The organism is Pseudomonas brassicacearum, from assembly GCF_003732175.1.
Lineage (GTDB): Bacteria > Pseudomonadota > Gammaproteobacteria > Pseudomonadales > Pseudomonadaceae > Aquipseudomonas > Aquipseudomonas brassicacearum_G.
On sequence record NZ_MOBI01000009.1, the window covers coordinates 81,279 to 101,985 of the forward strand.

Below are 20,707 nucleotides of genomic sequence, written 5' to 3' on the forward strand. Positions count from 1 at the left end.
TGTTCATTTTTTAAGCAAAACAGCCAGAACATGCTGCACGGCGTCGGCCAGTCCAACCTCGTCGGTGTTGATTTCACAGTCCGCCTGCTGCGGTGCCTCATAAGGGCTGTCGAGACCGGTGAAGTCCTTGATTCGCCCTTGCAGTGCGGCTTGGTACAAGCCCTTGGGATCGCGCCGGGCGCAGATGTCGAACGGCGTGCTGACATACACCTCAAGAAACTCGTCCGTGCGGAACAAGGCTCTGGCCGAGGCTCGATCGGCCTGAAACGGCGAAATCGCCGAGACAATCACAATCAACCCCGCGTCGACCATCAACCGCGCCACTTCAGCAATACGCCGGATATTTTCCTTGCGCGCTGCAGAGTCCATGCCCAGATCATTGCACAAACCGTTGCGCACGTTGTCGCCATCCAGCACAAAGGTGTGGTGCCCCTGCTCATTGAGCTGCAACTCGAGTGCATTGGCCAAGGTCGACTTGCCAGCGCCCGACAGCCCCGTCAGCCACAGACAACACGGTTGCTGATGCTTGAGCGCTGCTCGGGCCGAGGGTGACAACGACAATGCAAAGGGGCGAATGCTCGACGAATGTGCAGCAATGAGCGGCGACTCATTCATAACCAAGAACCTCGTAATCACGCTGATAGACACGCCGTACCAGGCGCCGTGTGCGCACCGAGCAAAAATCGCGTACGGGCTCAGCGCGACGCTCTTGCGAGATATTCAGATGAGGCAACGATGACGTCATGTCGAGATGCTGGCAGAGCAGCTGAAAGTCGCGTTCCAGATGTTCCTGATAGCCGACGAAATCCATCGCCATGCGCCCCATGGAGTCATTCAAAAAGTCGGTTTGCGGTGCGAAATGAAGCTGTTTATGGATGTTATCCGGGTGCAACCAACGCCCGACGAAATCATCAAAGTCCCGGTAACTGTTGACCAACAGCCGAGCCGATTCATCCCGTTGCGGCAACTGGTTGCCGCGCAAATAAGCATAGGCGGAATAAACCCGCTCCAAGGGGTCGCGGACAAACGCAAACTTGAAGCTGCCAGCGTAGTGTTCGGGAAACTGCTGTTCATACCAGTACAGCGGCAGGTGTCCAGGCGTCCAACCGTTGAACAACGCCGAGCACACACTACTGCCGGCACATTTCGGAACATGGATGAACAGGCATGAACGCTGCTGAAAGTGCGCAGGAAAAACGGTATTGCCTGACATCGACTTGTTCACGGCTTGCCGGTCAACGACCGACAAACGGCCCAGCAAAAAGGTGCGCTGTGTTTTGGGGAGTAGTTTCCAGAGGTGACGTTGCAACATTCCAGTCCCCGCACGAGAAAGTGGTCCTTCCCGTTTGCATTCACAATCGAAGCAGGAACCATAACAAGCACGGCACGCAGAATTATTTAGGCTTGGTCAAGTATGTAAAGGGCTGGATACAAATCGCCGGACGCGTTGCGCGCCCTGGAGGATGACAGGGTGAGCGATGCTCACCCTGGCGTCGAGGTCAGGCTATGTCCACCGGAGAAGGCTCGTCCAGCCCCATGGCATGCAGACGCGAGTAGTACCCACCCTGTGCCAGAAGCTGGGCGTGTGTACCACGCTCGACAATTTCACCGTGGTCCATCACCAGGATCAGATCGGCCTTTTCGATAGTTGACAGCCGGTGTGCGATCACCAGCGTGGTACGACCCTTCATGACCTTATCCAGCGCTGCCTGAATATGCCGCTCGGACTCGGTATCCAGTGCCGAAGTCGCCTCGTCGAGAATCAGCAACGGTGCGTTTTTCAACAAGGCGCGAGCAATGGCCAGACGCTGACGCTGACCACCGGACAGCAATACCCCGTTCTCGCCGACCTCAGTGTCCAGGCCGTGTGGCAACTGGGAGATGAAGTCCATCGCATAGGCATCTTGTGCTGCTTTCTCGATGTCTGCACGAGGAGCCCCGGCCAGATCACCGTAGGCGATGTTGTTGGCCACGGTATCGTTGAACAGGGTGACGTGTTGTGTGACCTGAGAGACATGCTTGCGCAGGTTACGCAGGCGATAGTCTTCGATCTCTACTTCATCGAGCAGTATTTGCCCCGTTTCATGATGATAGAAACGCGGGATCAGGCTGGCCAGCGTCGACTTGCCACTTCCCGAGCGTCCAACCAGTGCGATCATCTGCCCCGGCGCCGCAGTGAAGCTGATGTTTTTCAATACCTCGCGATCAGTGCCCGGGTAAGTGAAACTCAGGTTGTGTACATCCAGACGACCGCTGATACGCTCGCGCTCGATGGTGCCAGCATCGAGCTCCGGCTCGACATCGAGTTGTTCGAAAATGCTTTCAGCACCAGCCACGCCTTTCTGAATAGTCGAGCTGACTTCGGACAGCTGACGAATCGGCTTGGGCAACAAACCCGCCGCCGTAATGTAGGCCACCAGATCACCAGCCGTCGCATCACCACGCAGAAACAGCACCAGGAACATCAATGCCGCCATGGCGCTATAAATCACCAGTTGCAGTGCAGGGGTGTAGATCGCACTGGTTCTGGTCATGCGCAGTTGCTTGTCGGTGTTGCTCTGACTGGCTTTGGCAAAGCGCTGTTGCTCGTAGCTTTCACCACCGAAGCTGCGAACCACTCGATAGCCCTGAATGGTTTCAGACGCGACGTGAGTCACGTCGCCCATCGCCACCTGAATCTTCTTGCTCTGCTTGCGAAATTTCTTGCTGGTATTGCCGACCATGAAGGAAATCAGCGGCAGAATCGCCAGCATCACCAGGGTGAGCTTCCAGTTCATCCACAACAGGTAGCCGAACAGAAAAACTACGGTCAGACCTTCGCGAATCACCACTTTAATGGCGTCTGTTGCAGCACCGGTCACCATGGTCACGTTGAAGGTGATACGGGAAATCAGATGCCCGGAGTTGTGGGTATCGAAATAACGGTTAGGCAACACCAGCAGCTTGTTGAACAACTCCACCCGCAAGTCATGAACCAGCCCCAGGGAAACTCTGGCCAGGTAGTAGTTACTCAGGAACGAACCAAGCCCTTGCCAGGCTGCGATCAAGATGATCAACAGCGGCACGGCAACCAGCAACTTCAACTCCCGTAGATACGGAGTGTGGGGAAAGAGCACTGCTTCAGGGTTGCTCAAGCCATCGACGAAATACTTGAGAATCCCGGCCAGCATCGGCTGGGTGGAGGCAAATATCACAAAGCCCACGATACTCAACAGGAAAATGCCAACGTAGGGTTTTACATACCCCAACAGTCGCAAATAGATTTTCAGGCTTGATTCCTGTTCCGCATTGGGCGGTGCTGCACTCATCGTAGAGCTCACTGATTAGGTTGAACGCGAAATTTTATCACAGGCTTTGTATTTGGCCTGTGTCCATACCAAAAGGCTGGCCAGGCTAACCGGTAGCCAGCTGATGAACCATTCGGCTCGTGGTGATCCACTGATGCTGGCCGCATCGAACTGCATGGCCAGAAACGAGAACAGCCAGATCCCGATGATACCCTGACCATACAGCGTTTCACGGGCTCGCCATGCTTCACGCAATACCGCAAACCAGATCACACACCACAGCAAGAGCCCTGGCAGCCCCAATTCGATTGCGATATGGGTGAACAGGTTGTGCGCATGATCAAATTCGATGCCTTCGGCAAGCACCGTATAGCCAGACTCCAACCCCAGTCCACGCACGGGATGCGCAGCGATCATGTGCAGACTGGCCATCAATATTTGTGGTCGGTACGAAGTACCGCGAGCCAGTACCAGCGGCTCGAGGAGCCAGAACGCCAGCATCGCCAGCACCAGTGCGCCAATAGCGATGATGCAGCTACGTCGGTTGCGGCACCAAATGGGCATTGCCACCAGCGTCAGCAACAGGGCCAGCGCGGCGCCACGACTCTGGGACAGCACGACAAAACCTGCGAGCAAACCCACGGCAACCAACCAGACACCTTGGAGCCAACGGGTCCGGGGTACCCAATGGATCATCCAGACCGCCGCCACTCCCAGTACGTAACCGCCCAGAATCGGGTGACTCAACTCCCCCAACCCTTCAACGCGCGCCGTCCAGGTGTTGCCGTCGATCAGATAAAACTTGATGGCCGCCAACAGTGCACTCAATGCCAGGCCCAGGCCACCCCATTGCATGACACGCACGACACGCTCCGGACGGGCATTGGCAAATACCGGAAAAAACAACAGGAACACCACGATGTACAATATGCGCTTGGCGCCCCGCGTCAGGTCATCATCATGAGTCCACGAAACGCTGATCAACGACCATAGCACCAGCCCGAGCAGCCCAAGGCAAAACACCCGCTGTGCTTGCCAAAGCTCAAATAACCGAGTACGTGCCGACCAGGCAAAAAACATTGCCGGCAACCAGAGAAACACGGTCAACCCTTGCTGATAAAGCTTATTGGTCGGCGCAAAAGCAATGGCAGTCAAAAACCAGAACAATCCAGTCGCCATCCATACCTGCGCCCAACGCGTTTCCTGCATTGACCTTTCCTCGTTAAATGGTCCGATCGCCAAGCCGACATGGTGAAAACAGCAACTTTTCGGCATCATTGATCGCCAATACGCCCGCAATTTCTACAAGGCTCTCCACATGCAATGCTTCCGGCTTCCACAAGCCGCTTTAAATCAGATGATTAAAGGCGCCAGAGTACTAGAAGCCGACAGCTTCGGCCCGAAAGTATTTCTTCTGCCGGACGGGAATATTCTCAAACTGTTTCGCCGCAAGCGGCTTCTTTCGTCAGCACTGTTTCGCCCCTATTCAAAGCGATTCATCGACAATGCCGCCCGACTCGAAAAACTCGGCATTCCCACCCTTCAGACGCTCACACTCCATCAACTGGATACGCCTGGCATGACGGCCGTGCTTTACCGTCCCCTGCCAGGAGAAACCCTGCGCCAGCTGGCAGGCAAAGACGACTTCGACTGGCAACAGACCCTGCCGACGCTGACCGCATTCATCCGCGAACTCCATGCAGCCGGGGTCTACTTTCGCTCGCTGCACCTGGGCAACATCGTCGTGACTCCAGGCAACCAGCTCGGCCTGATCGACGTCGCCGACATGCGCTTCTTGCGCGGACCGCTGCCGCAACACCTGGTCAAGCGCAACCTGCAACACTTCGCACGGTATATTGATCGAGAGAAGCTGAACGAAAGCTTTCCGATGCAGACGCTGGAGCAAATCCTACTTTGCGCATGACAACAGCTTGCGGGCAACCTGGCTGAAATCCAGCCAGGCGTCGTCCGGAGAAAGTACAGTGGATTGAGCCGCAGTGACCGATTCAGAAGCGACACTAAACGCCTGTATTAACGCCTCGCTCCAGGCGGTCACATCCTCTGGCGTGGCGTAACAGCCCGCCCCTGCCAATTGCTCGCGAAACACTGCCAAATCGCTGGACAGCACCGGGACACCGGCCATTACCGCCTCTTGCAGGATCAAGCCAAGACCTTCCTCAAGTGACGGGATTGCGATCCAGTCGAAAGCCCGAAAAAGCGTCGCTGCATCCTCCAGGTTTCCGGGCAACAGCACCTTGTCGCGTAACCCAAGCTGGTTGACCCGCGCCTCCAGCGCAGCCCTTGCCTGACCTTCCCCGATAATCACCAGGCGCAACTGCGGGCGCTGTGTCAGCGCCTTGGCAAAGGCTTCGATCAGGCATGCAAAGCCTTTTTTGCCAACCAGGCGCCCTACAGCCCCCACGACAGGTGTGTTGTCGGCTGGCAATTGCAACCGAGCACGCGCCTGCTCACGAGAAAGCAGCCGGGAACGAAAAGCCAGTGGATCGAGCGCACTGCGCAACGTGACGATGGGGATCTGTAAATCGGCCTCAAGTGCGTTGGCCAGGGTTTGCGAAACCGCCGCAAGGGTCAGCTGTGAAGCGGGAAGCCGTGAAAGCAACTTGCGATCGGCTGCGCTGATCCGGGTCGCGCCATGAAAAAGCACCACCGCGCGCAACTGCGGCAGCTTCTTGAGGACCGGTAACAGGGCACGAGCCGTGCCTAAGCCGTCGAGCAACAGCACGCGCACGTCACTTTGATTCAGGGCGTAATAAAAACGCGCCTGCATCCACAGCGTCAACAACTTCCAGAAACGCCTGCCCTTGAGTTGATTGGATGACAGATGCCACTCCCGCGTTTCACCGAGTTCGGCGACACAGCCGCGCGCACTACCTTGCAACAGCCAGGTATTGATCGGTGTCGCGGGTTCTACCTGAGCAAGTATCTGCAGATGAACCTTGTGGACAGAGGCATAGGCAGCCCCCCCGGACCACATGACATTAAGGATACTCATCGAGCGGAAAGCCTTTTTTCGCATCGGCTGATGGCACGTTTTCTTATAATTTCGAGCACTTTCAATGATTTGAAAACCCTGTCAAATGCCCAGTTTCAGGCGTAACCGTTCGATCAGACTCAATGCGGCCCGAGGCCTCAAAACCGGCTGGAGCTCTTCGACAATACGCTGACCAATACGTGCGAAGCTGAATTGACTGACCGCCAGATCGCGTCCGTTTCGGGCAATGATCGAAGCCAACTCAGGATCGGCACGCAGCCTGGCGAGTTTTTCCTGCAGTTGCGGGATATCCCGATAGAGCACCACGTTGTGCATATCCTGCAGCCCCAGAGCCCGAGTTTCCGCATCCCCCTGATCGAAGGCCAACAATACGCAGCCACAGGCCATCGCTTCAAAGTTCTTGATCATGAATTCGCCCATACCAACGTCGGCACTGACGAAGAAGCGGATACGATTGAGCGTGTCGCGATATTCGTCACCGGAATGGGTACGAGTCACCACCAAGGGTTCGACACCCGCCAACTCATCGAGCAGCGCTTTGCGACCGCTGTACGCCACGCTATTGGTACTGCCGACGAAGGCCAGTTCGATATCGCGCTCACGCCCCTGATCCTGCAACAGAGTCTGGTCATAGCCCTTGGGCACGAACACCGCGTCAAAGTCTTCTTCGCGTAAACGCGAAGCGACCACGAAACCGGAACTGATCACCCGCGCCCACGGCAGGCGGCGGTAATGCGCACTGAACTTGCCGGTGTACTTGCAGGGAATGTAGTTCTGGTAGGCATCGTGTTCGAGAATCACCAGATTGGGAATCGTGCGAATGAACCCGACCTGGCGGATTTCCTGCTTGAACCGCAGGAAGAACACGATACGGTCATAGCGCGACACGTCCACTTCACGCCGAAAATAGCCACGCAGGTTGCGCTGTTCATCACTGCTCAACCAGCGCAGGTCGCATTCGCAATGAGCGGCCACACCTTCGTACAAACGGTCCAGAATGGCCCGCTGTTCTTTCTGCACCAGAAATAGAACCTTCATTGTCTTCCTTGCAGCATTGAACAGCCCGACAAAAACCTGAAACCACCCTTCTGCCCTGGCAGAAAGACTCCATGCGACAGCCATTTACAAACGCCAGAACAACTCATGCCGACGCACAGCCTTGCGAAAAAATTCGTTCTCGCCGTAAGGCGAGCCTGAACGCCCTGCCAGCAGACGCTGCAACCCGCGACGCATCCGACGCTTGAACGGCGCACGCGGCTGCAAGTCATGCATCATCCCCAGCGCCATAGCCTTGTCGCGCTGCTGCCCGATCGACAATGCCAGGCAATATGGTTGTAGCACGTGCGCCGGATCGAACACCGGCGGTAACGCGATCCCGGCCTCGGAATCACCCATTGGCCAGCGATCATTATCGTGCAGATGGTTCGCGTATCCGAGCAGTGTAGTCGGCTGCCACTCAAGCCCCTTCAAGGCTTCCAGCACGGCATGCTGTGCACAGATGTGATCGGGATGCGGATCCAGCGAGGAGTGCGGCAGGACGATCACTTCAGGGCGCGCCTTGAGCAGCAGTTCGCGCAGATCGGCCAGCAGGTTATTCCAGGTCGGCGCACCATCGCAGTCACCTGGCAACGCGAACGGATTGAGTTGGCGAAACAGTCGCGTGTCGTTCAGATTCGCTTCACGCGAGCCCACCGGTTGGTCCGGCGCCGCCTGCATGGCTGGCAATTGCAGGCAGAAATACCCCAATTGCACACACCGCGATTCAGGCACGCCGGCCCAGCGCGGCACCGCAATACTGTCCCAGGCACGCAAGCGGCCTTTGATGCGCGACGCCTCGACGGCGTTCAGCCCCATCTGCTGATAGTGCCCGGATTCAATTTCGCCGGCGGTCAACGTGACAATCCAGGCCTCGTCGGCCTGGCTGTACAAACCGAAAGCGGCCAGCTCCGCATCGTCGGCGTGAGGCGCGATCACCATCACTCGCTGACGGCGGTAATCCGGTTGTTCGAACGACCAGAGCACGGGCTCGCCGAGCAATCGGCAAAAACGCCCGCGCACGCGCAAATCGCCCTGCGACAGAACATGCGCCTGACCACTGAGATTGAGGTAACGCAGGCCGTCTACACCACGTTCGAAGGCTTGTCGGTCTGGATTATCGCTACCCGACAACTCGACTGCTGGATCGATAAAGCGTCCCAGCCAGGTGCTTTTTACCCGCAGTGCCAGTACCAGCGTGGTGTCGTCGGTCAGGATGACGCCGTCGTCCAGCAGCAGACGCGCACCCTCCAGCCGGACCTTGGGCTGCTGCGTGTACGGCGGGAAGCTGTACTGGTAATCGTCCTTGGGCGAGTAAAACAAATGGTCGGCAAACCACGCTTCATGGGCAACCCAGGCCAGGACCGCGAGTACCAGCGGCAGCCACCAGGTGACCAGCAGGCCAACGGCAATCAACAGCAAGACACCGATCAACAGACCGATGCGCTTGTTACGTCGATGACGCTTGAGCAGTTGCTGCTTGCGATTGAGTGGCAGGCTCATGGTCTGGCTCATACGGTGAACACCGGCACAGGGTTGCACCAGCGGTCCTTGTATTCACGATCAGCACGCCCGAAGGAAAAGCGCAGCGGTTTGTCGATTGCCCGCGCGTGCTCCCAGGCGCTTTGCGTATTGAGAAAACTCAATACGCTGCCGGGGCTGAACTCGCGAGTCTCGGGGTCGACGCCACCGTTGATGTACTCGACGCTGATCCACTCTGGCGCTTCAACACGGTAGACCAATTGAATCGCAATCGGCGCATCGTTGAGGAAAATCACTGAGCCGATCATCAGCTCGCGCAGCAGCTCGAGCACCTCGCCCATACGCGGTGCACCGGTCGCCGGAAAACCCCAGCGGCGCTGGAACAAATCGCAGTAGATCGCCGCCAGTTCCTGACTGGAAAAGTCGCTGACCGGCCGTATCACGCCACCGGCCTCTTCCAGCAAGCGCAGTTCACGGCGCTGGTTGTAGCGAAACTTCTTCGACAGTTCTTCAGGTGCGCGGGCCATGGCCAGTTGTTCGGCTTGCAGCTTGAGACCGGCAAAGCGACCTTCATTCAACGCCGACAAGTAGCGCCCGCGGTGCCGCAGCAGCGCTTGCGCGTCGGCCGCAGCCGGCAGGATGAATTCAGCGTTGCCGAGATCGAACAAACCTTTTTTGCCATTACGCTTGAGCACGTCTTTGGACAATGCCAGGTCGCGACCCCAGGTCGGGATCGCGGCTTTCAGTTCGCCACCCTGTTCCCAGGCCAGGTAACGCACCGGAATATCGGCCAACTGCGCCAGGCGTTCGACCACCAGTGGATGAGTTGCAACGCTACCGCCAAAACGCTGCCAGGCATCGCTATACGTCGACGCATCGACAACGGACCAGCCACGCTCGCGCCAGCCTTGAAATCGGTTGAGCATCAGGCCCTCGCCGTCAGTTCAAGGACGTGCGGCAGACGCCAGAACGCCTCGCGCACTGCGCGATCCGAGAAGCGCTCGCGCAGGCGATCAAGCATCATTTCGGCGCAGACCTGGTGCTCGTGCTGATTCATCACCGCCAGATGTTGCAGGCCCTGCGCCAGGTGCTCGACATCCCCCTGCGGGAACAAAATACCGACACCTTCGACCACCTCCGCAGCCCCGCCGCACGCGGTGGCCAGCAATGGCACACCGGCGGCCATGGCTTCGAGCAGCACCATGCCGAACGGCTCGTGGTCGGAACTCAGGGCAAACACATCGAAAGCCCGGAAGTAGCGACGCGCCTCCGGCACCTGACCGAGAAACAGCACACGGTCACCAATACCGATTTCACGAGCCAGATCCTTAAGCCGCTGCTCCAGACGTCCGGTGCCAAGAATCGCCAGTTGACTGCCGACCGGCAAACGCGGCAAGGCCTGAGCAAAGCCGCGCAGCAAAGTGGCCTGGTCCTTGTCCGGGTGCAGGCGACCGACGTTGCCGATCACCCACGCATCCGGCGACAGCCCCAAGGCATCACGCGCCTCATCGAAGGACACCTGAGTGGCCTGCAACGCGTCGACATCGATGCGGTTGTAGAGGGTTTGAATCCGCGCCGCCGGCCACTTCGGCAAACAACGGCGCATCTCGTCGCGGACCGCATCGGAAACCCCGAGCAGGCTTAGACGCTTGCGAAAAATATGCGCGAACAGCTTGCGCGTCCGCCGCTGGTAATCGCCAAAGGCGTGGTGCACACCAATTACCGGCAGCGCCGTACCAAGCAAGGCGATGTAGATTGGCTTGAAACGGTGGGCGATACAAAAACTGAAATTGCGCGACTGGGCGATCTTGCGCAGATCGGCAATCGCCGAAAGCTTCAGGCCGCGAATGGCCTTGGAGCTGTATTCCATGAACAGCACTTCATCAGACGCACAGCCCGCCGCAACGTCTGCATCGGCAACCCCGGTGAGAAACACCGTGGTCACTCGATAACCAGACCCTGCAAACAGGCTCGCGTACTGTCGGGCGCAGTCCAGGAACGGCCCGTCATAGCCGTGACAGAACTGCAGCACATGGCGCTCAGCCGAGCGTGTCATAAGCGTCCGCGCCGTCTTTGACCACCAGAATGTCTTCCATGATCAGATACTGTAGATCGGAACCGAAGAACATGTTCAGGGCGTCGGTCGGCGAGCAGATCATCGGCTCGCCGCGGCGGTTCAGCGAGGTGTTCAGCGACACGCCGTTACCGGTCAGCACTTCCAGCGCTTTCATCATGTCGTAGTAGCGCGGGTTGTATTCGCGCTTGAGCACCTGGGCACGGGAAGTACCGTCTTCATGGACGACTTCCGGCACGCGGGTTTTCCACTCTTCAGCCACTTCGAAGGTGAAGGTCATGAACGGTGCCGGGTGATCGATCTTGATCATCTGCGGTGCCACGGTGTCGAGCATCGACGGGCAGAAAGGCCTCCAGCGCTCGCGGAACTTGATCTGGTGGTTGATCCGGTCTGCCACGCCAGTGGCGCTCGGGCAACCGATGATCGAACGACCGCCCAACGCACGCGGACCGAACTCCATGCGCCCCTGGAACCAGGCCACCGGATTGCCATCGACCATGATTTTGGCGATCTTCTCCGGCATGTCGACAAGCTTGCGCCACTTGGGCGCGCTCGGGTGACGGGCGCAGGCCGCGATCACGTCTTCGTTGCTGTACGACGGGCCGAGGTAAACGTGTTCCATCTTCTCGACCGGTACGCCACGGGCGTGGGACACGTAAGCCGCAGCCCCCACCGCCGTGCCGGCATCGCCGGACGCAGGCTGTACGAACAACTCTTTGATGTCGTCGCGAGCGATGATTTTCTGGTTCAGCTTGACGTTCAACGCACAGCCGCCAGCGAACGCCAGCTTGCCGGTTTCCTTGAGCACGCCACCCAGGTAGTAGTCAATCATCTGCAACGCCAGTTTCTCGAACAGCGCTTGCATGCTCGCGGCGTAGTGGATGTACGGCTCGTCAGCGATATCGCCTTCGCGTTTCGGACCCAGCCACTCGATCAGCTTCGGCGAGAAGTAGAAACCCTTGCCCTTTTCTTTGTAGCGACGCAGGCCGATGACGTTGGCGTATTCAGTGTTGATCACCAGCTCGCCGTTTTCGAACGACGCCAGGCGGGAGAAATCATATTTGCTGGCGTCGCCGTACGGCGCCATGCCCATGACCTTGAACTCGCCGTCGAGCATTTCAAAACCGAGAAACTCGGTGATCGCGCCGTACAGGCCACCGAGGGAATCCGGATCGAAGAATTCCTTGATCTTGTGGATCTTGCCGTTCTCGCCATAACCGAAGAAGGTCGTGGCGTACTCGCCCTTGCCGTCGATCCCGAGGATCGCGGTTTTCTCTTTGAAACCCGAGCAGTGGTAGGCGCTGGAGGCGTGAGCCAGGTGATGCTCGACCGGCTCGATCTTGATTTTCTTTGGATCGAAGCCCAGTTGCTCGAGGCACCAGACAATCTTGTTGCGATAGCGCTTGTAGCGACGGTTGCCCATCAGGATCGCGTCAAGCGCGCGATCCGGGGCGTACCAGTAACGCTTGGCGTAGTGCCAGCGGGCCTTGCCGAACAGGCTGATCGGGGCGAACGGGATCGCCACTACGTCAACGTCGGAAGGTTTGATGCCAGCCTGTTCCAGACAGAACTTCGCCGATTCGTAAGGCATGCGGTTCTTTGCATGTTTATCGCGTACGAAGCGCTCTTCTTCAGCGGCCGCGACCAGCTTGCCGTCGATGTACAAGGCTGCGGAAGGATCATGGCTAAGGGCGCCGGACAGGCCAAGAATCGTCAATGCCACAGGGGTCTAGCCTCTTAAGTCTGCATGCAGGCGACATGCGCCTGAAAATAATGTGTCCTCGCAAAAGGGCGAGAAACAGCTAAAGGGCGGGATTATAGCGTAAAGATGACCGGAATGACCCAGAGGTTGTTTGACGCGGGGAGATCGCCTTGGACGACAGTGCGCGAGCGCGTTCAACCCCGTTCGGCTCGCCAGTAAATCTTGATATTGCCGTCGGTAGCCTGCCGGTAAATCGTGTAAAAGCCCATAAATGTAGGACCCAGAGAAGCGTCCGACATGGTTTTCAGGTTGTCGGTCGGAATGCGCATATCTAGTCTTCGAGGGTCGCTGCCCATTCAGCGACCGGACGTGAGAATCCGGACAACTCTAGACGCAACTTCACTAGGAGCGTCATCATGGACAAAATCACTACAAATCCGCCTGAAACCCCAAGCACTTCCCCTTACGCCTCCACCGACTCGAAAAAACTCCACGACGCTGCCGAGCGGGCGCTGGATCACTACCTCAAGCCACCGTTCGACAAGGGCAACCTGCCCGACAAACGCCCCTCCAACATCTTCGCGGTCATCCCTGATCTGGACAATGAAACCCTGCTGGCGCATGCCTCGGAAACCCTCGCCTCGGTCAATGTGCTGGCGAGCGACCTGGCGTTTGAGCTGGAAGGCACCCGCCGACATGTGGCGCTGGCGATTCAGCAGATGATCTCGTTGGGGGAATTGTTGGTGAACCGGGCACTGGATAATTTCGATCAGCCAGAGGCGCCGTAACACGCACGGTGGGAGGGCCGCCCGGTCCGTCCCACCGTTTTGATTGATGTACATCTGCGAATGATTGCGGTCGTTCCCACGCTCTGCCTCAGCTCACGAATCGTGACGCAGAGCGTCACAGGATGCATTCCCACGCAGAGCGTGGGAACGATCAATCTAACGCCGTTCGCGCTCTTACCACTCAGGCCGGCCGGTAGGCCGCCGTGCTTTGCTTTTGATCTTGATCCACCCGCCCCTTCGGGAGGCCGAGTGGAGGTGTTCATCAGGGGGTGGGCGCGCAGCGCCGTACGGCGCAGCCGGACACATCGAGAGGAGGTCGTCGCGCAGCAGACCGTAGGCGATGCCCCCTGATGGACACCGGAGCGAGGGAACGCCGAGCCTAGGCGAGGTGCCGTACGCTTGGGGCGAGCGTTTTTTTGCTTACTTTTTTTAGGCGCTTGTAAAAAAAGTGAGTCGCCGTCAGGCGAAACCCTAAGTGGCCGTTACCGCAGGAATGGATATGTATACCTGCGGGAGATAGGCCGGCTGTCAGGCCGCCTTCGCTGGCAAGCCAGCTCCCACAATTTTGATTGGGTACATCTGCAAGAGATAGGCCGGCTGTCAGGCCGCCTTCGCAGGCAAGCCAGCTCCCACAGTTTTGATTGGGTACATCTGCAAGAGATAGGCCGGCTGTCAGGCCGCCTTCGCAGGCAAGCCAGCTACCACAGTTTTGATTGATGTACATCTGCGGGAGATAGGCCGGCTGTCAGGCCGCCCCCGCAAGCAAGCTCAGCGCCTACACATTCTTGGGCAACCGCTGATCAATCACCCGATACAGCGCACTGCTCTCAGGCCAGTTACGCATGAACCGCGCCCGATCCCGCGCATACGCCGGAGCGAAACTACTGACCGAACCGTGCTGACACATCGAATCCAGGTCAATCAACGACCAGCGATCCTTGTCCCAAAACAGATTATGCCCCTTGAAATCCCCATGACTGATCCGCTCACGAATCAGCTCGGCAAACAAGTGATCCAGCGCCAGCAACTCAGCTTCAGGCGCCTCACCACTCTCAACGAACGGCGCAAAACGCTCAATAATGTCCGGCCCCGACAAATACTCGGTAACCAGATAGGCCCGACTGCGCAGCCAGAAAAAACGCTTCTCCAACAGCGCCAACGGCTTGGGCGTAGCGATACCGAGGAACGCCAGGCGATGACCCTCGCGCCATGAATGCCAGGCGCGACTCGGGCGCCAGAAGCGCTTGAACCAATGGGCAACGCCCTTGATGTTGTAGCGCTTGACCACCAGCGTCCGACCCGCCACCTCGACCTTGCCAACGCTCGCCGCACCGCCGGTCTTGTACAGATGGCCCTGATCGAGCAAAGCATCGGCCTGCGCCAGCACCGGCAGCATGACCGCCTCTTCCTCACGAGGAATCGCGCGCAAACCGAACGCCCCGCGCTGCACACTGAACAACGTGCATTCGCGGCCGACCTTGACCAAAAAGTCTTTCAAACGCCAACTGCGGACCTTGTCGACCTGCTTCTGCAAAGCTTCCAGTGGCAAGGCGTGCTCGCCGTTGCTCAACAGGTAATACACCAGCAATTCTTCGGTGAACGGCTCAAGCGATTTGGGCAGTTGAGCGAAAAACACCCCGAGGTTCTCCAGGACTTTCTGCCGGGACAACGGCTGACCAGCCTGCTCGACCCGAATACCCGCACCGTCTATCAGGTACAGTTGGCCGTCGTGGCGCAACAGGTTGTCCAGGTGCAAGTCTTCCTGCCACAGGCCCTTGCTGTGCAATTGACCGATGGCGGCCAGCGCCTCGGCCAACACCGCGGCTTGCTCGTCCGCCAGCGCCGGCAGCGCTTCGACCTGCTTCCAGGCATCGCCGAGGCTTTCAGCGCCTTCGAGGAAGTCGAACAGCAGCCAGCCACCCTCGCCGTCCTTCAGGCCATCGGCCAACAGCGTCGGTGTGGTCAAGCCTTGAGCGGAGAGCAGACGTACACCGTCCAGCTCACGCTGAAAATGTCGCGCCGCCTTGCTGCCCACCAACAGTTTGGCCAGCACCGGACGCCCACGCCAAACAGCGGCGCCCACGTAACGCTGGCCCGGTAAAACCCGCAGCACGCTGAGCAGTTGCAACTGCGCCGGGCCTGCGGCATCCGCCAATTCGATACTCAACGGCAATCCCGGTGTACGACCGGCGTTTTTCAGTTCAGACAAACGCATCAACGCGTCTCCTTGTGGCTGCGTCGAGCGATCAGACGCTGCACCCAACGCTCGACCCGCGAGCTATTCGCCGACTGATTCAGATAAGTTGCCAGCAACAGCCGCACCTCCTCACAAGTCCAGACCGGCGCCCGGCGTACCAACGGCTCCAGATCCTTGATCCGGTCACGCTGACCAAACAGCAGCGGCCGGGTTTTCTCCAGATCGATCAGTTGCCCCTGATAACCATCGCCAACAGGCCGCAAAAAGATGTGCTTGGGATAAAAACAGCCGTGCACATGACCCACATCGTGCAGCCGACGCAGAAGCAGCGCGCAGGCGTGCAGAATCCCCGCCTGCTGCGCATCACTGAGACCCGACCACTGCTCCAGCAGCGAATCCAGATCACTCCAGCCGTCCAGTGCACGCGTCAGCAGAATCGCCCGAACTTCACCCTCTACCTTGCGCTCACCAAAAAATGCCGCCTGCAGCGCTGGAATACCCAACTGCTGGTAGCGGCTGATGTTGCGAAACTCACGGGCAAAACTGGGCTCACCGAACGGCCGGTGCAAGGACCGCGTCAGGTAGTTGCTCTGTCGTTTGAGGTAGTAACCATTACCCTCAAGATCCAGCCTGAAAACGCTGCTCCAACCGTCTTGTGACGTGTTCGGCTCATCCACTGCATCGAGCCGCCTGGCCCATAGGGCATCGAACTCGTCGAGGCCATGACGTTCCAGCAGGTCGCGGTCGTCAGTGGCCAGAAAATCAGTCATTCGTATCCCTTGAAAATCTCACGATCCGCCGGTTCCGGCGCGTGTCGAAGGCCTTGAGTCGAGACTCTTGGCGGCACAGCCGTTTCAGGTTCCATCCCCACCATCAGAGCGCATCTCCATAGCGCTGCTTGCGTTCATACAGTTTGTTGGCCTTACCCTCGAGCCACGCCAGCAACGACGCCTCTTCACGCAGAATCTGGCGCAAGGGTTGCTGGAAGTAACCCTTGAGGAAACGCAGCTTGTCGCGACGCGTCAGGCCGATATCCAGCGCCGAGAAATACAACGCCGCCAGATCCTTGTTACGCCAGCGCCGGGTGATCGCCCGGCGGGTCTGGGCGCGGTGCAAATCAATCACCGAGAGCTTGAAGTCGTCGGCTGTCACCGGTTTATCGGTGTGCAGCAGAAAGTGGCAGATGTAGCAGTCGCGGTGGTTGACCCCGGCACGGTGCATCATGCCGGTCATGCGCGCCACTTCGGCGATCAGCGCGCGCTTGAGTTTTGGCTCCGGCGGCTGCTTGACCCAATCGATGCTGAAGTCTTCCAGACTGACAGTCGGCGCCAGCTCTTCGGTGACAATGAACGAGTGCTGGTCCGCCGGGTTGCTGCCGCGCTCGCCGTAAGCTACGGCGGTCATGGTCGGCACACCGACTTCCTGCAAACGCTGGATGGCCCGCCATTCCTGGCCGGCACCGAGTACCGGCAGCTTGGCGGTGAGCAGATTCTTGAAGATCTCGCCCCAGCCAATGCCACGGTGAATTTTCACAAAGAAGCCGTTCCCGGCCACTTCGGTGCGCAGGGTCCGGCGCGCTTCGAGCTCACGGTACACCTCGCCCTTCAGGCCTTCGACTTCATCGAACGCATCGCGCCCGGCCCAGAGGCTCTTGAACGGTTCGGCAAGAATCAACTTCATCGGTGCTGCTCCGCCAGAATCACATCTGCCGCGTGTTGCGGCATGCTGTAGAGATCGGCCGTGTCGGCGAAGGCCAGGCCATTACGGCTCCAGGCCGCACGCGCTGCATCATCGCTCAACATGGTCGTCAGGTACTGCGTGAGTTGCGCCTGTTCAAACGGTTCGTCCAGCACCAGGCCACTGTCGGCCTCAGCGATGTAATGCGCATAACCGCACACCGCACTGACCAGCACTGGCAAACCGGCCACCAGCGCTTCAAGCAATACCGTCCCGGTATTTTCGTTGTACGCCGGGTGGATCAACAGGTCGGCACCGAGCAGGAAACGCGGGATATCGCTGCGGCCCTTGAGGAACTGCACGTTATCGCCGAGCCCCAACGTGGCACTCTGTAGCTGGAATACTTTGGGGTCGTCCTGGCCAATTACAAACAGCCGGGTACGTTTACGCAGTTCCGCTGGCAATGCGGCCAACGCCTTGAGGCTGCGATCGACACCTTTGGTCTTGAACCCGGACCCGATCTGCACCAGCAACAAGTCATCGTCAGCCAGGGAAAATTCGCGACGGAATTCAGCACGAATTTCAGCCGCGTTGGCCGGCGCACGACGGTCCAGGGCAATGCCTGGTGGCAGCAGGTGGAAGCGTTCAAGCGGTGTGTCGTAATGCTTGATGAACAGCGGCTGCTGGACTTCGGAAATCATCAACACTTCGGTTTTCGCATCTTTGGCGAACACCGCGCGCTCGTACTCGGCGAAGTGCCGGTAGCGGCCCCAGCGACGGTAGAGGGCATTGCGCAGGGTCTGCGCCTTGTCCTCGAAACAACCATCCGCAGCATAGTAGACGTCGAGCCCCGGCATTTTGTTGAAGCCGATCAGCCGGTCCACCGGACGCTTGGCCAGGTCGGCTTCCATCCAGGCACTCAGCTTTTCGTTACGCCGATGGTTGAAGATCGCCTTGACCGGCGCCACCAGCACTTCGAAACCCGGCGGCACATCGCCTTCCCAGATCAGCGTGTAGACGCGGATCTGATGCCCGCGCTGCTGACATTCCAGGGCAATGCGCATGAAATCGCGCTGCAGTCCGCCAAACGGGAAATATTTGTAAAGGACAAAAGCCAATTGCATCAGCGCAGCTCCTCAGCCAGTAACAACGTGCTTAATCGGCTCGCGACACGCTCGGGGTTCAGGCGAGTGAAGCACAGCGGCCACTCGCGCTTGAGATCGAATCGACGCTGATCTTCAGCCGTCGGTTGGTAAGCACATTTTTTTTGCAGGCACGGCGCGCACGGGAAGTCGCTCGCCAGGTGCACCTGGCTTTTGCCATAGGCACCGGTCAGGCCCGGATTGGTCGGGCCGAACAACGATATCGTCGGCACGTCCAGCGCAGCGGCCAGATGACCGAGGCCGGTGTCTACCGCCACGCAGGCTTGCGCACCGGCCAGCACTTTGGCGACGCCGGCCAGGTTCAATTTGGGCAGCACTTCGGCATTGCGCAGCCCCTTGGCGATGCGCTCAGCCCGGGCCTTTTCGACCGGGTTGCCCCATGGGAGTTTCACCGCCATGCCGAGGTGGCCCATGCGTTCGGCCAACTCACGCCAATAAGCTTCCGGCCAGTGCTTGGTGTCCCACGTAGTGCCGTGCAGAAACAGCACGTAAGGATTCTTGCGCGGCAGCTCGACCAACCGCTCGACGTTCAGGCCATAGTCGCCCAACCCTTGCGGCAGGTCGTAGCCCAGCGCCACGGCGAATAACTGACGCAGTCGTTCCACGGCGTGTTGCCCACGGGCTACCGCCAGACGTCGGGAATAAAACCGCGCGGCAATGGGCTCACGAGCAGAGTTCTTGTCCAGCCCGGCTACCGGCGCGCGGACGTAACGGGTCAGCCAGGCACTTTTGAGCAGCCCCTGGGCATCGATCACCAGGTCGTATTGGGTGGCGCGAACGCTTTGCTTGAAGCGTTTCCATTCACCGCTTTTGATGGTTTGCCAGAGGTTCTTGCGCCAGCGACGGATCGCCACCGGAATCACCTTGCCAACCGCCGGGTGCCAGGTCGGGATCTCGGCGAAACCTTCTTCCACCACCCAGTCGAACTTGATGCCCGGGATCGCCCGTGCCGCGTCGGTCAACGCCGGCAACGCATGAATCACATCGCCCAACGAGGAAGTCTTGATCAACAGTACCCGCAACTTAACGGACCTCGACCGGAGCGCCTTGCAGGCGTTCTAACGCTTCGTTCACCGATTGCGGCGTGAGCTGGCGCAAGCAGTTGTAATGACCGAAACGGCAGGTACGATCGAAACACGGGCTGCACTCGATACCCAGGCGAACGATCTCGACCTTCTCGGCCAGCGGCGGCGTGAAGCCCGGCGACGTCGAGCCGTAGACTGCCACCAGCGGACGGTTCAGCGCTGCCGCGACGTGCATCAGGCCGGAATCGTTGGACACCACCGAATCGGCGCAGGACAGCAAGTCGATGGCCTCGGCCAGCGAAGTGGCGCCACTGAGGTTCACCGACTCTTCACGCAGGCCCGGAATCAGTCGCGAGCGAATGTCTTCGCCGACCGCGTGATCGTTCTTCGAACCGAACAGCCAGACTTGCCAGCCTTCGCGGATTTTCGCTTCGGCGACCTTGGCATAGTGCTCCGACGGCCAGCGCTTGGACTCGCCGAACTCGGCACCCGGGCACAGCGCCAGCACCGGACGATCAAGGGCCAGATCGAATTTGGCCAGCGCAGCGTCGCGGCTGCTTGGGTCGATTTGCAGGCTCGGGCGCGGATACGGCTTGGGCAACTCGGCGCCCGGCTCATAGGCGAGCGCCATGAAGCGCTCGATCATCAGCGGGTAACGCTCTTTATCGAGGGTGCGCACATCGTTGAGCAGGCCGTAACGGAACTCGCCACGCCAACCGGTGCGTTTCGGGATGCGGGCAAAGAACGGCACCAGTGCCGATTTCAGCGAGTTGGGCAGCAAAATCGCCTGATCGTACTGGCCGGCCAGGGACTTGCCGATCCGCCGCCGCGTTGCCAGCTCCAGCACGCCGTGGCCGAGCGGAAAGCTCAAGGCCTGACGCACTTCGGGCATACGTTCAAGGATCGGCCGACTCCACTCGGGGGCCAGCACGTCGATTTCGCACTGAGGATGACGCTGTTTCAGGCACTGAAAGAGTGTCTGCGCCATCACCATGTCACCGACCCAACTGGGCCCAACGATCAGAATTTTCATAGTTATCCACAAACGAATAAGGGAGGCATAAGCCTCCCCGCCTCGATAATCCAACACCTGTAGCCTTGGCGGCGAGGTCATTTGGACGAGCCGGCAGAGGCTCGTCGGAGCATTTTTCTACAAAACACCGCAGATCTAGTGGGAGCGAGCCTGCTCGCGATGAGGCCCTCACATTCGAAATCAATAGTGACTGACCATCCGCTATCGCGAGCAGGCTCGCTCCCACAGGGG

Annotated in this window: 18 protein-coding genes; 2 read left to right on the forward strand and 16 right to left on the reverse strand. The window is 58.9% G+C overall.

Annotation, left to right across the window (positions count from 1 at the left end; translation table 11 throughout):
- Positions 1-3: 3 nt before the first annotated feature.
- The 4 genes from cysC to BK658_RS08435 form a co-directional block, all read right to left on the reverse strand.
- Complete coding sequence (gene cysC / locus BK658_RS08420; protein ID WP_123581914.1) at positions 4-615, reverse strand: adenylyl-sulfate kinase; 612 nt, start codon at positions 613-615, stop codon at positions 4-6.
- Complete coding sequence (locus BK658_RS08425; protein ID WP_123581915.1) at positions 608-1,312, reverse strand: sulfotransferase family 2 domain-containing protein; 705 nt, start codon at positions 1,310-1,312, stop codon at positions 608-610. The genes cysC and BK658_RS08425 overlap by 8 nt, the downstream gene beginning before the upstream one ends.
- Before the next feature lie 187 nt (positions 1,313-1,499).
- The gene (gene msbA, locus BK658_RS08430; protein ID WP_123581916.1) at positions 1,500-3,308 is read right to left on the reverse strand and encodes a lipid A export permease/ATP-binding protein MsbA; all 1,809 of its coding nucleotides are present in this window, start codon (positions 3,306-3,308) and stop codon (positions 1,500-1,502) included.
- Positions 3,309-3,323: 15 nt separating this feature from the next.
- Positions 3,324-4,496, reverse strand: a complete 1,173-nt coding sequence (locus BK658_RS08435) for an O-antigen ligase family protein (RefSeq protein WP_123581917.1) — start codon at positions 4,494-4,496, stop codon at positions 3,324-3,326.
- 109 nt (positions 4,497-4,605) lie between these two features.
- Here BK658_RS08435 and BK658_RS08440 point away from each other — a divergent pair, with 109 nt between their 5' ends.
- On the forward strand, positions 4,606-5,211 hold the full coding sequence (locus BK658_RS08440) for a BUD32 family EKC/KEOPS complex subunit (protein ID WP_123581918.1): 606 nt from the start codon (positions 4,606-4,608) through the stop codon (positions 5,209-5,211).
- Here the strand turns inward: BK658_RS08440 and BK658_RS08445 are convergent.
- The 6 genes from BK658_RS08445 to BK658_RS08470 form a co-directional block, all read right to left on the reverse strand.
- Entirely contained in the window at positions 5,197-6,300 is a 1,104-nt protein-coding gene (locus BK658_RS08445) for a glycosyltransferase (RefSeq protein WP_123581919.1), read from the reverse strand. The genes BK658_RS08440 and BK658_RS08445 overlap by 15 nt on opposite strands.
- 81 nt (positions 6,301-6,381) lie before the next feature.
- The gene (locus BK658_RS08450) at positions 6,382-7,338 is read right to left on the reverse strand and encodes a glycosyltransferase family protein (protein ID WP_123581920.1); all 957 of its coding nucleotides are present in this window, start codon (positions 7,336-7,338) and stop codon (positions 6,382-6,384) included.
- A gap of 84 nt (positions 7,339-7,422) precedes the next feature.
- Complete coding sequence (locus tag BK658_RS08455; RefSeq protein WP_123581921.1) at positions 7,423-8,850, reverse strand: PIG-L deacetylase family protein; 1,428 nt, start codon at positions 8,848-8,850, stop codon at positions 7,423-7,425.
- Positions 8,847-9,743, reverse strand: a complete 897-nt coding sequence (locus BK658_RS08460; protein WP_123581922.1) for an antimicrobial resistance protein Mig-14 — start codon at positions 9,741-9,743, stop codon at positions 8,847-8,849. The genes BK658_RS08455 and BK658_RS08460 overlap by 4 nt, the downstream gene beginning before the upstream one ends.
- Complete coding sequence (locus BK658_RS08465) at positions 9,743-10,873, reverse strand: glycosyltransferase (RefSeq protein WP_123581923.1); 1,131 nt, start codon at positions 10,871-10,873, stop codon at positions 9,743-9,745. Before BK658_RS08465 ends, BK658_RS08460 begins: the two co-directional genes overlap by 1 nt.
- The gene (locus BK658_RS08470) at positions 10,857-12,614 is read right to left on the reverse strand and encodes a carbamoyltransferase family protein (RefSeq protein WP_123581924.1); all 1,758 of its coding nucleotides are present in this window, start codon (positions 12,612-12,614) and stop codon (positions 10,857-10,859) included. Before BK658_RS08470 ends, BK658_RS08465 begins: the two co-directional genes overlap by 17 nt.
- Before the next feature lie 395 nt (positions 12,615-13,009).
- Here BK658_RS08470 and BK658_RS08475 point away from each other — a divergent pair, with 395 nt between their 5' ends.
- Positions 13,010-13,381 (forward strand): DUF6124 family protein, encoded by a 372-nt coding sequence (locus tag BK658_RS08475; RefSeq protein WP_123581925.1) that lies wholly within the window; start codon positions 13,010-13,012, stop codon positions 13,379-13,381.
- 775 nt (positions 13,382-14,156) lie between these two features.
- On the opposite strand, the gene BK658_RS08480 is transcribed toward BK658_RS08475, so the two are convergent.
- From BK658_RS08480 to waaF, 6 genes are all read right to left on the reverse strand, one after another.
- Positions 14,157-15,596, reverse strand: coding sequence for a lipopolysaccharide kinase InaA family protein (locus tag BK658_RS08480; RefSeq protein ID WP_123581926.1), 1,440 nt, complete (start codon positions 15,594-15,596; stop codon positions 14,157-14,159).
- Complete coding sequence (locus BK658_RS08485) at positions 15,596-16,348, reverse strand: lipopolysaccharide kinase InaA family protein (RefSeq protein WP_123581927.1); 753 nt, start codon at positions 16,346-16,348, stop codon at positions 15,596-15,598. The genes BK658_RS08480 and BK658_RS08485 overlap by 1 nt, the downstream gene beginning before the upstream one ends.
- 103 nt (positions 16,349-16,451) lie before the next feature.
- Positions 16,452-17,258, reverse strand: coding sequence for a lipopolysaccharide core heptose(I) kinase RfaP (gene rfaP / locus BK658_RS08490; RefSeq protein WP_123581928.1), 807 nt, complete (start codon positions 17,256-17,258; stop codon positions 16,452-16,454).
- Positions 17,255-18,379: a glycosyltransferase family 4 protein gene (locus tag BK658_RS08495; protein ID WP_123581929.1), complete on the reverse strand. Its 1,125-nt coding sequence runs from the start codon at positions 18,377-18,379 to the stop codon at positions 17,255-17,257. Before BK658_RS08495 ends, rfaP begins: the two co-directional genes overlap by 4 nt.
- Positions 18,379-19,440: a lipopolysaccharide heptosyltransferase I gene (gene waaC / locus BK658_RS08500; RefSeq protein ID WP_123581930.1), complete on the reverse strand. Its 1,062-nt coding sequence runs from the start codon at positions 19,438-19,440 to the stop codon at positions 18,379-18,381. The genes BK658_RS08495 and waaC overlap by 1 nt, the downstream gene beginning before the upstream one ends.
- A 1-nt stretch (position 19,441) precedes the next feature.
- Complete coding sequence (gene waaF / locus BK658_RS08505) at positions 19,442-20,476, reverse strand: lipopolysaccharide heptosyltransferase II (RefSeq protein WP_123581931.1); 1,035 nt, start codon at positions 20,474-20,476, stop codon at positions 19,442-19,444.
- Positions 20,477-20,707 lie beyond the last annotated feature (231 nt).

What these genes read in the sequence shown, in the direction of transcription:
- BK658_RS08460 (WP_123581922.1), bottom strand. Translation starts at nt 9,743, where the DNA reads ATGCTCAACCGATTTCAAGGCTGGCGCGAGCGTGGCTGGTCCGTTGTC.
- BK658_RS08440 (WP_123581918.1), top strand. Translation starts at nt 4,606, where the DNA reads ATGCAATGCTTCCGGCTTCCACAAGCCGCTTTAAATCAGATGATTAAA.
- BK658_RS08495 (WP_123581929.1), bottom strand. Translation starts at nt 18,379, where the DNA reads ATGCAATTGGCTTTTGTCCTTTACAAATATTTCCCGTTTGGCGGACTG.
- BK658_RS08425 (WP_123581915.1), bottom strand. Translation starts at nt 1,312, where the DNA reads ATGTTGCAACGTCACCTCTGGAAACTACTCCCCAAAACACAGCGCACC.
- msbA (WP_123581916.1), bottom strand. Translation starts at nt 3,308, where the DNA reads ATGAGTGCAGCACCGCCCAATGCGGAACAGGAATCAAGCCTGAAAATC.
- BK658_RS08485 (WP_123581927.1), bottom strand. Translation starts at nt 16,348, where the DNA reads ATGACTGATTTTCTGGCCACTGACGACCGCGACCTGCTGGAACGTCAT.
- BK658_RS08455 (WP_123581921.1), bottom strand. Translation starts at nt 8,850, where the DNA reads ATGAGCCAGACCATGAGCCTGCCACTCAATCGCAAGCAGCAACTGCTC.
- waaF (WP_123581931.1), bottom strand. Translation starts at nt 20,476, where the DNA reads ATGAAAATTCTGATCGTTGGGCCCAGTTGGGTCGGTGACATGGTGATG.
- BK658_RS08450 (WP_123581920.1), bottom strand. Translation starts at nt 7,338, where the DNA reads ATGAAGGTTCTATTTCTGGTGCAGAAAGAACAGCGGGCCATTCTGGAC.
- cysC (WP_123581914.1), bottom strand. Translation starts at nt 615, where the DNA reads ATGAATGAGTCGCCGCTCATTGCTGCACATTCGTCGAGCATTCGCCCC.
- BK658_RS08475 (WP_123581925.1), top strand. Translation starts at nt 13,010, where the DNA reads ATGGACAAAATCACTACAAATCCGCCTGAAACCCCAAGCACTTCCCCT.
- BK658_RS08445 (WP_123581919.1), bottom strand. Translation starts at nt 6,300, where the DNA reads ATGAGTATCCTTAATGTCATGTGGTCCGGGGGGGCTGCCTATGCCTCT.
- BK658_RS08435 (WP_123581917.1), bottom strand. Translation starts at nt 4,496, where the DNA reads ATGCAGGAAACGCGTTGGGCGCAGGTATGGATGGCGACTGGATTGTTC.
- rfaP (WP_123581928.1), bottom strand. Translation starts at nt 17,258, where the DNA reads ATGAAGTTGATTCTTGCCGAACCGTTCAAGAGCCTCTGGGCCGGGCGC.
- BK658_RS08465 (WP_123581923.1), bottom strand. Translation starts at nt 10,873, where the DNA reads ATGACACGCTCGGCTGAGCGCCATGTGCTGCAGTTCTGTCACGGCTAT.
- BK658_RS08480 (WP_123581926.1), bottom strand. Translation starts at nt 15,596, where the DNA reads ATGCGTTTGTCTGAACTGAAAAACGCCGGTCGTACACCGGGATTGCCG.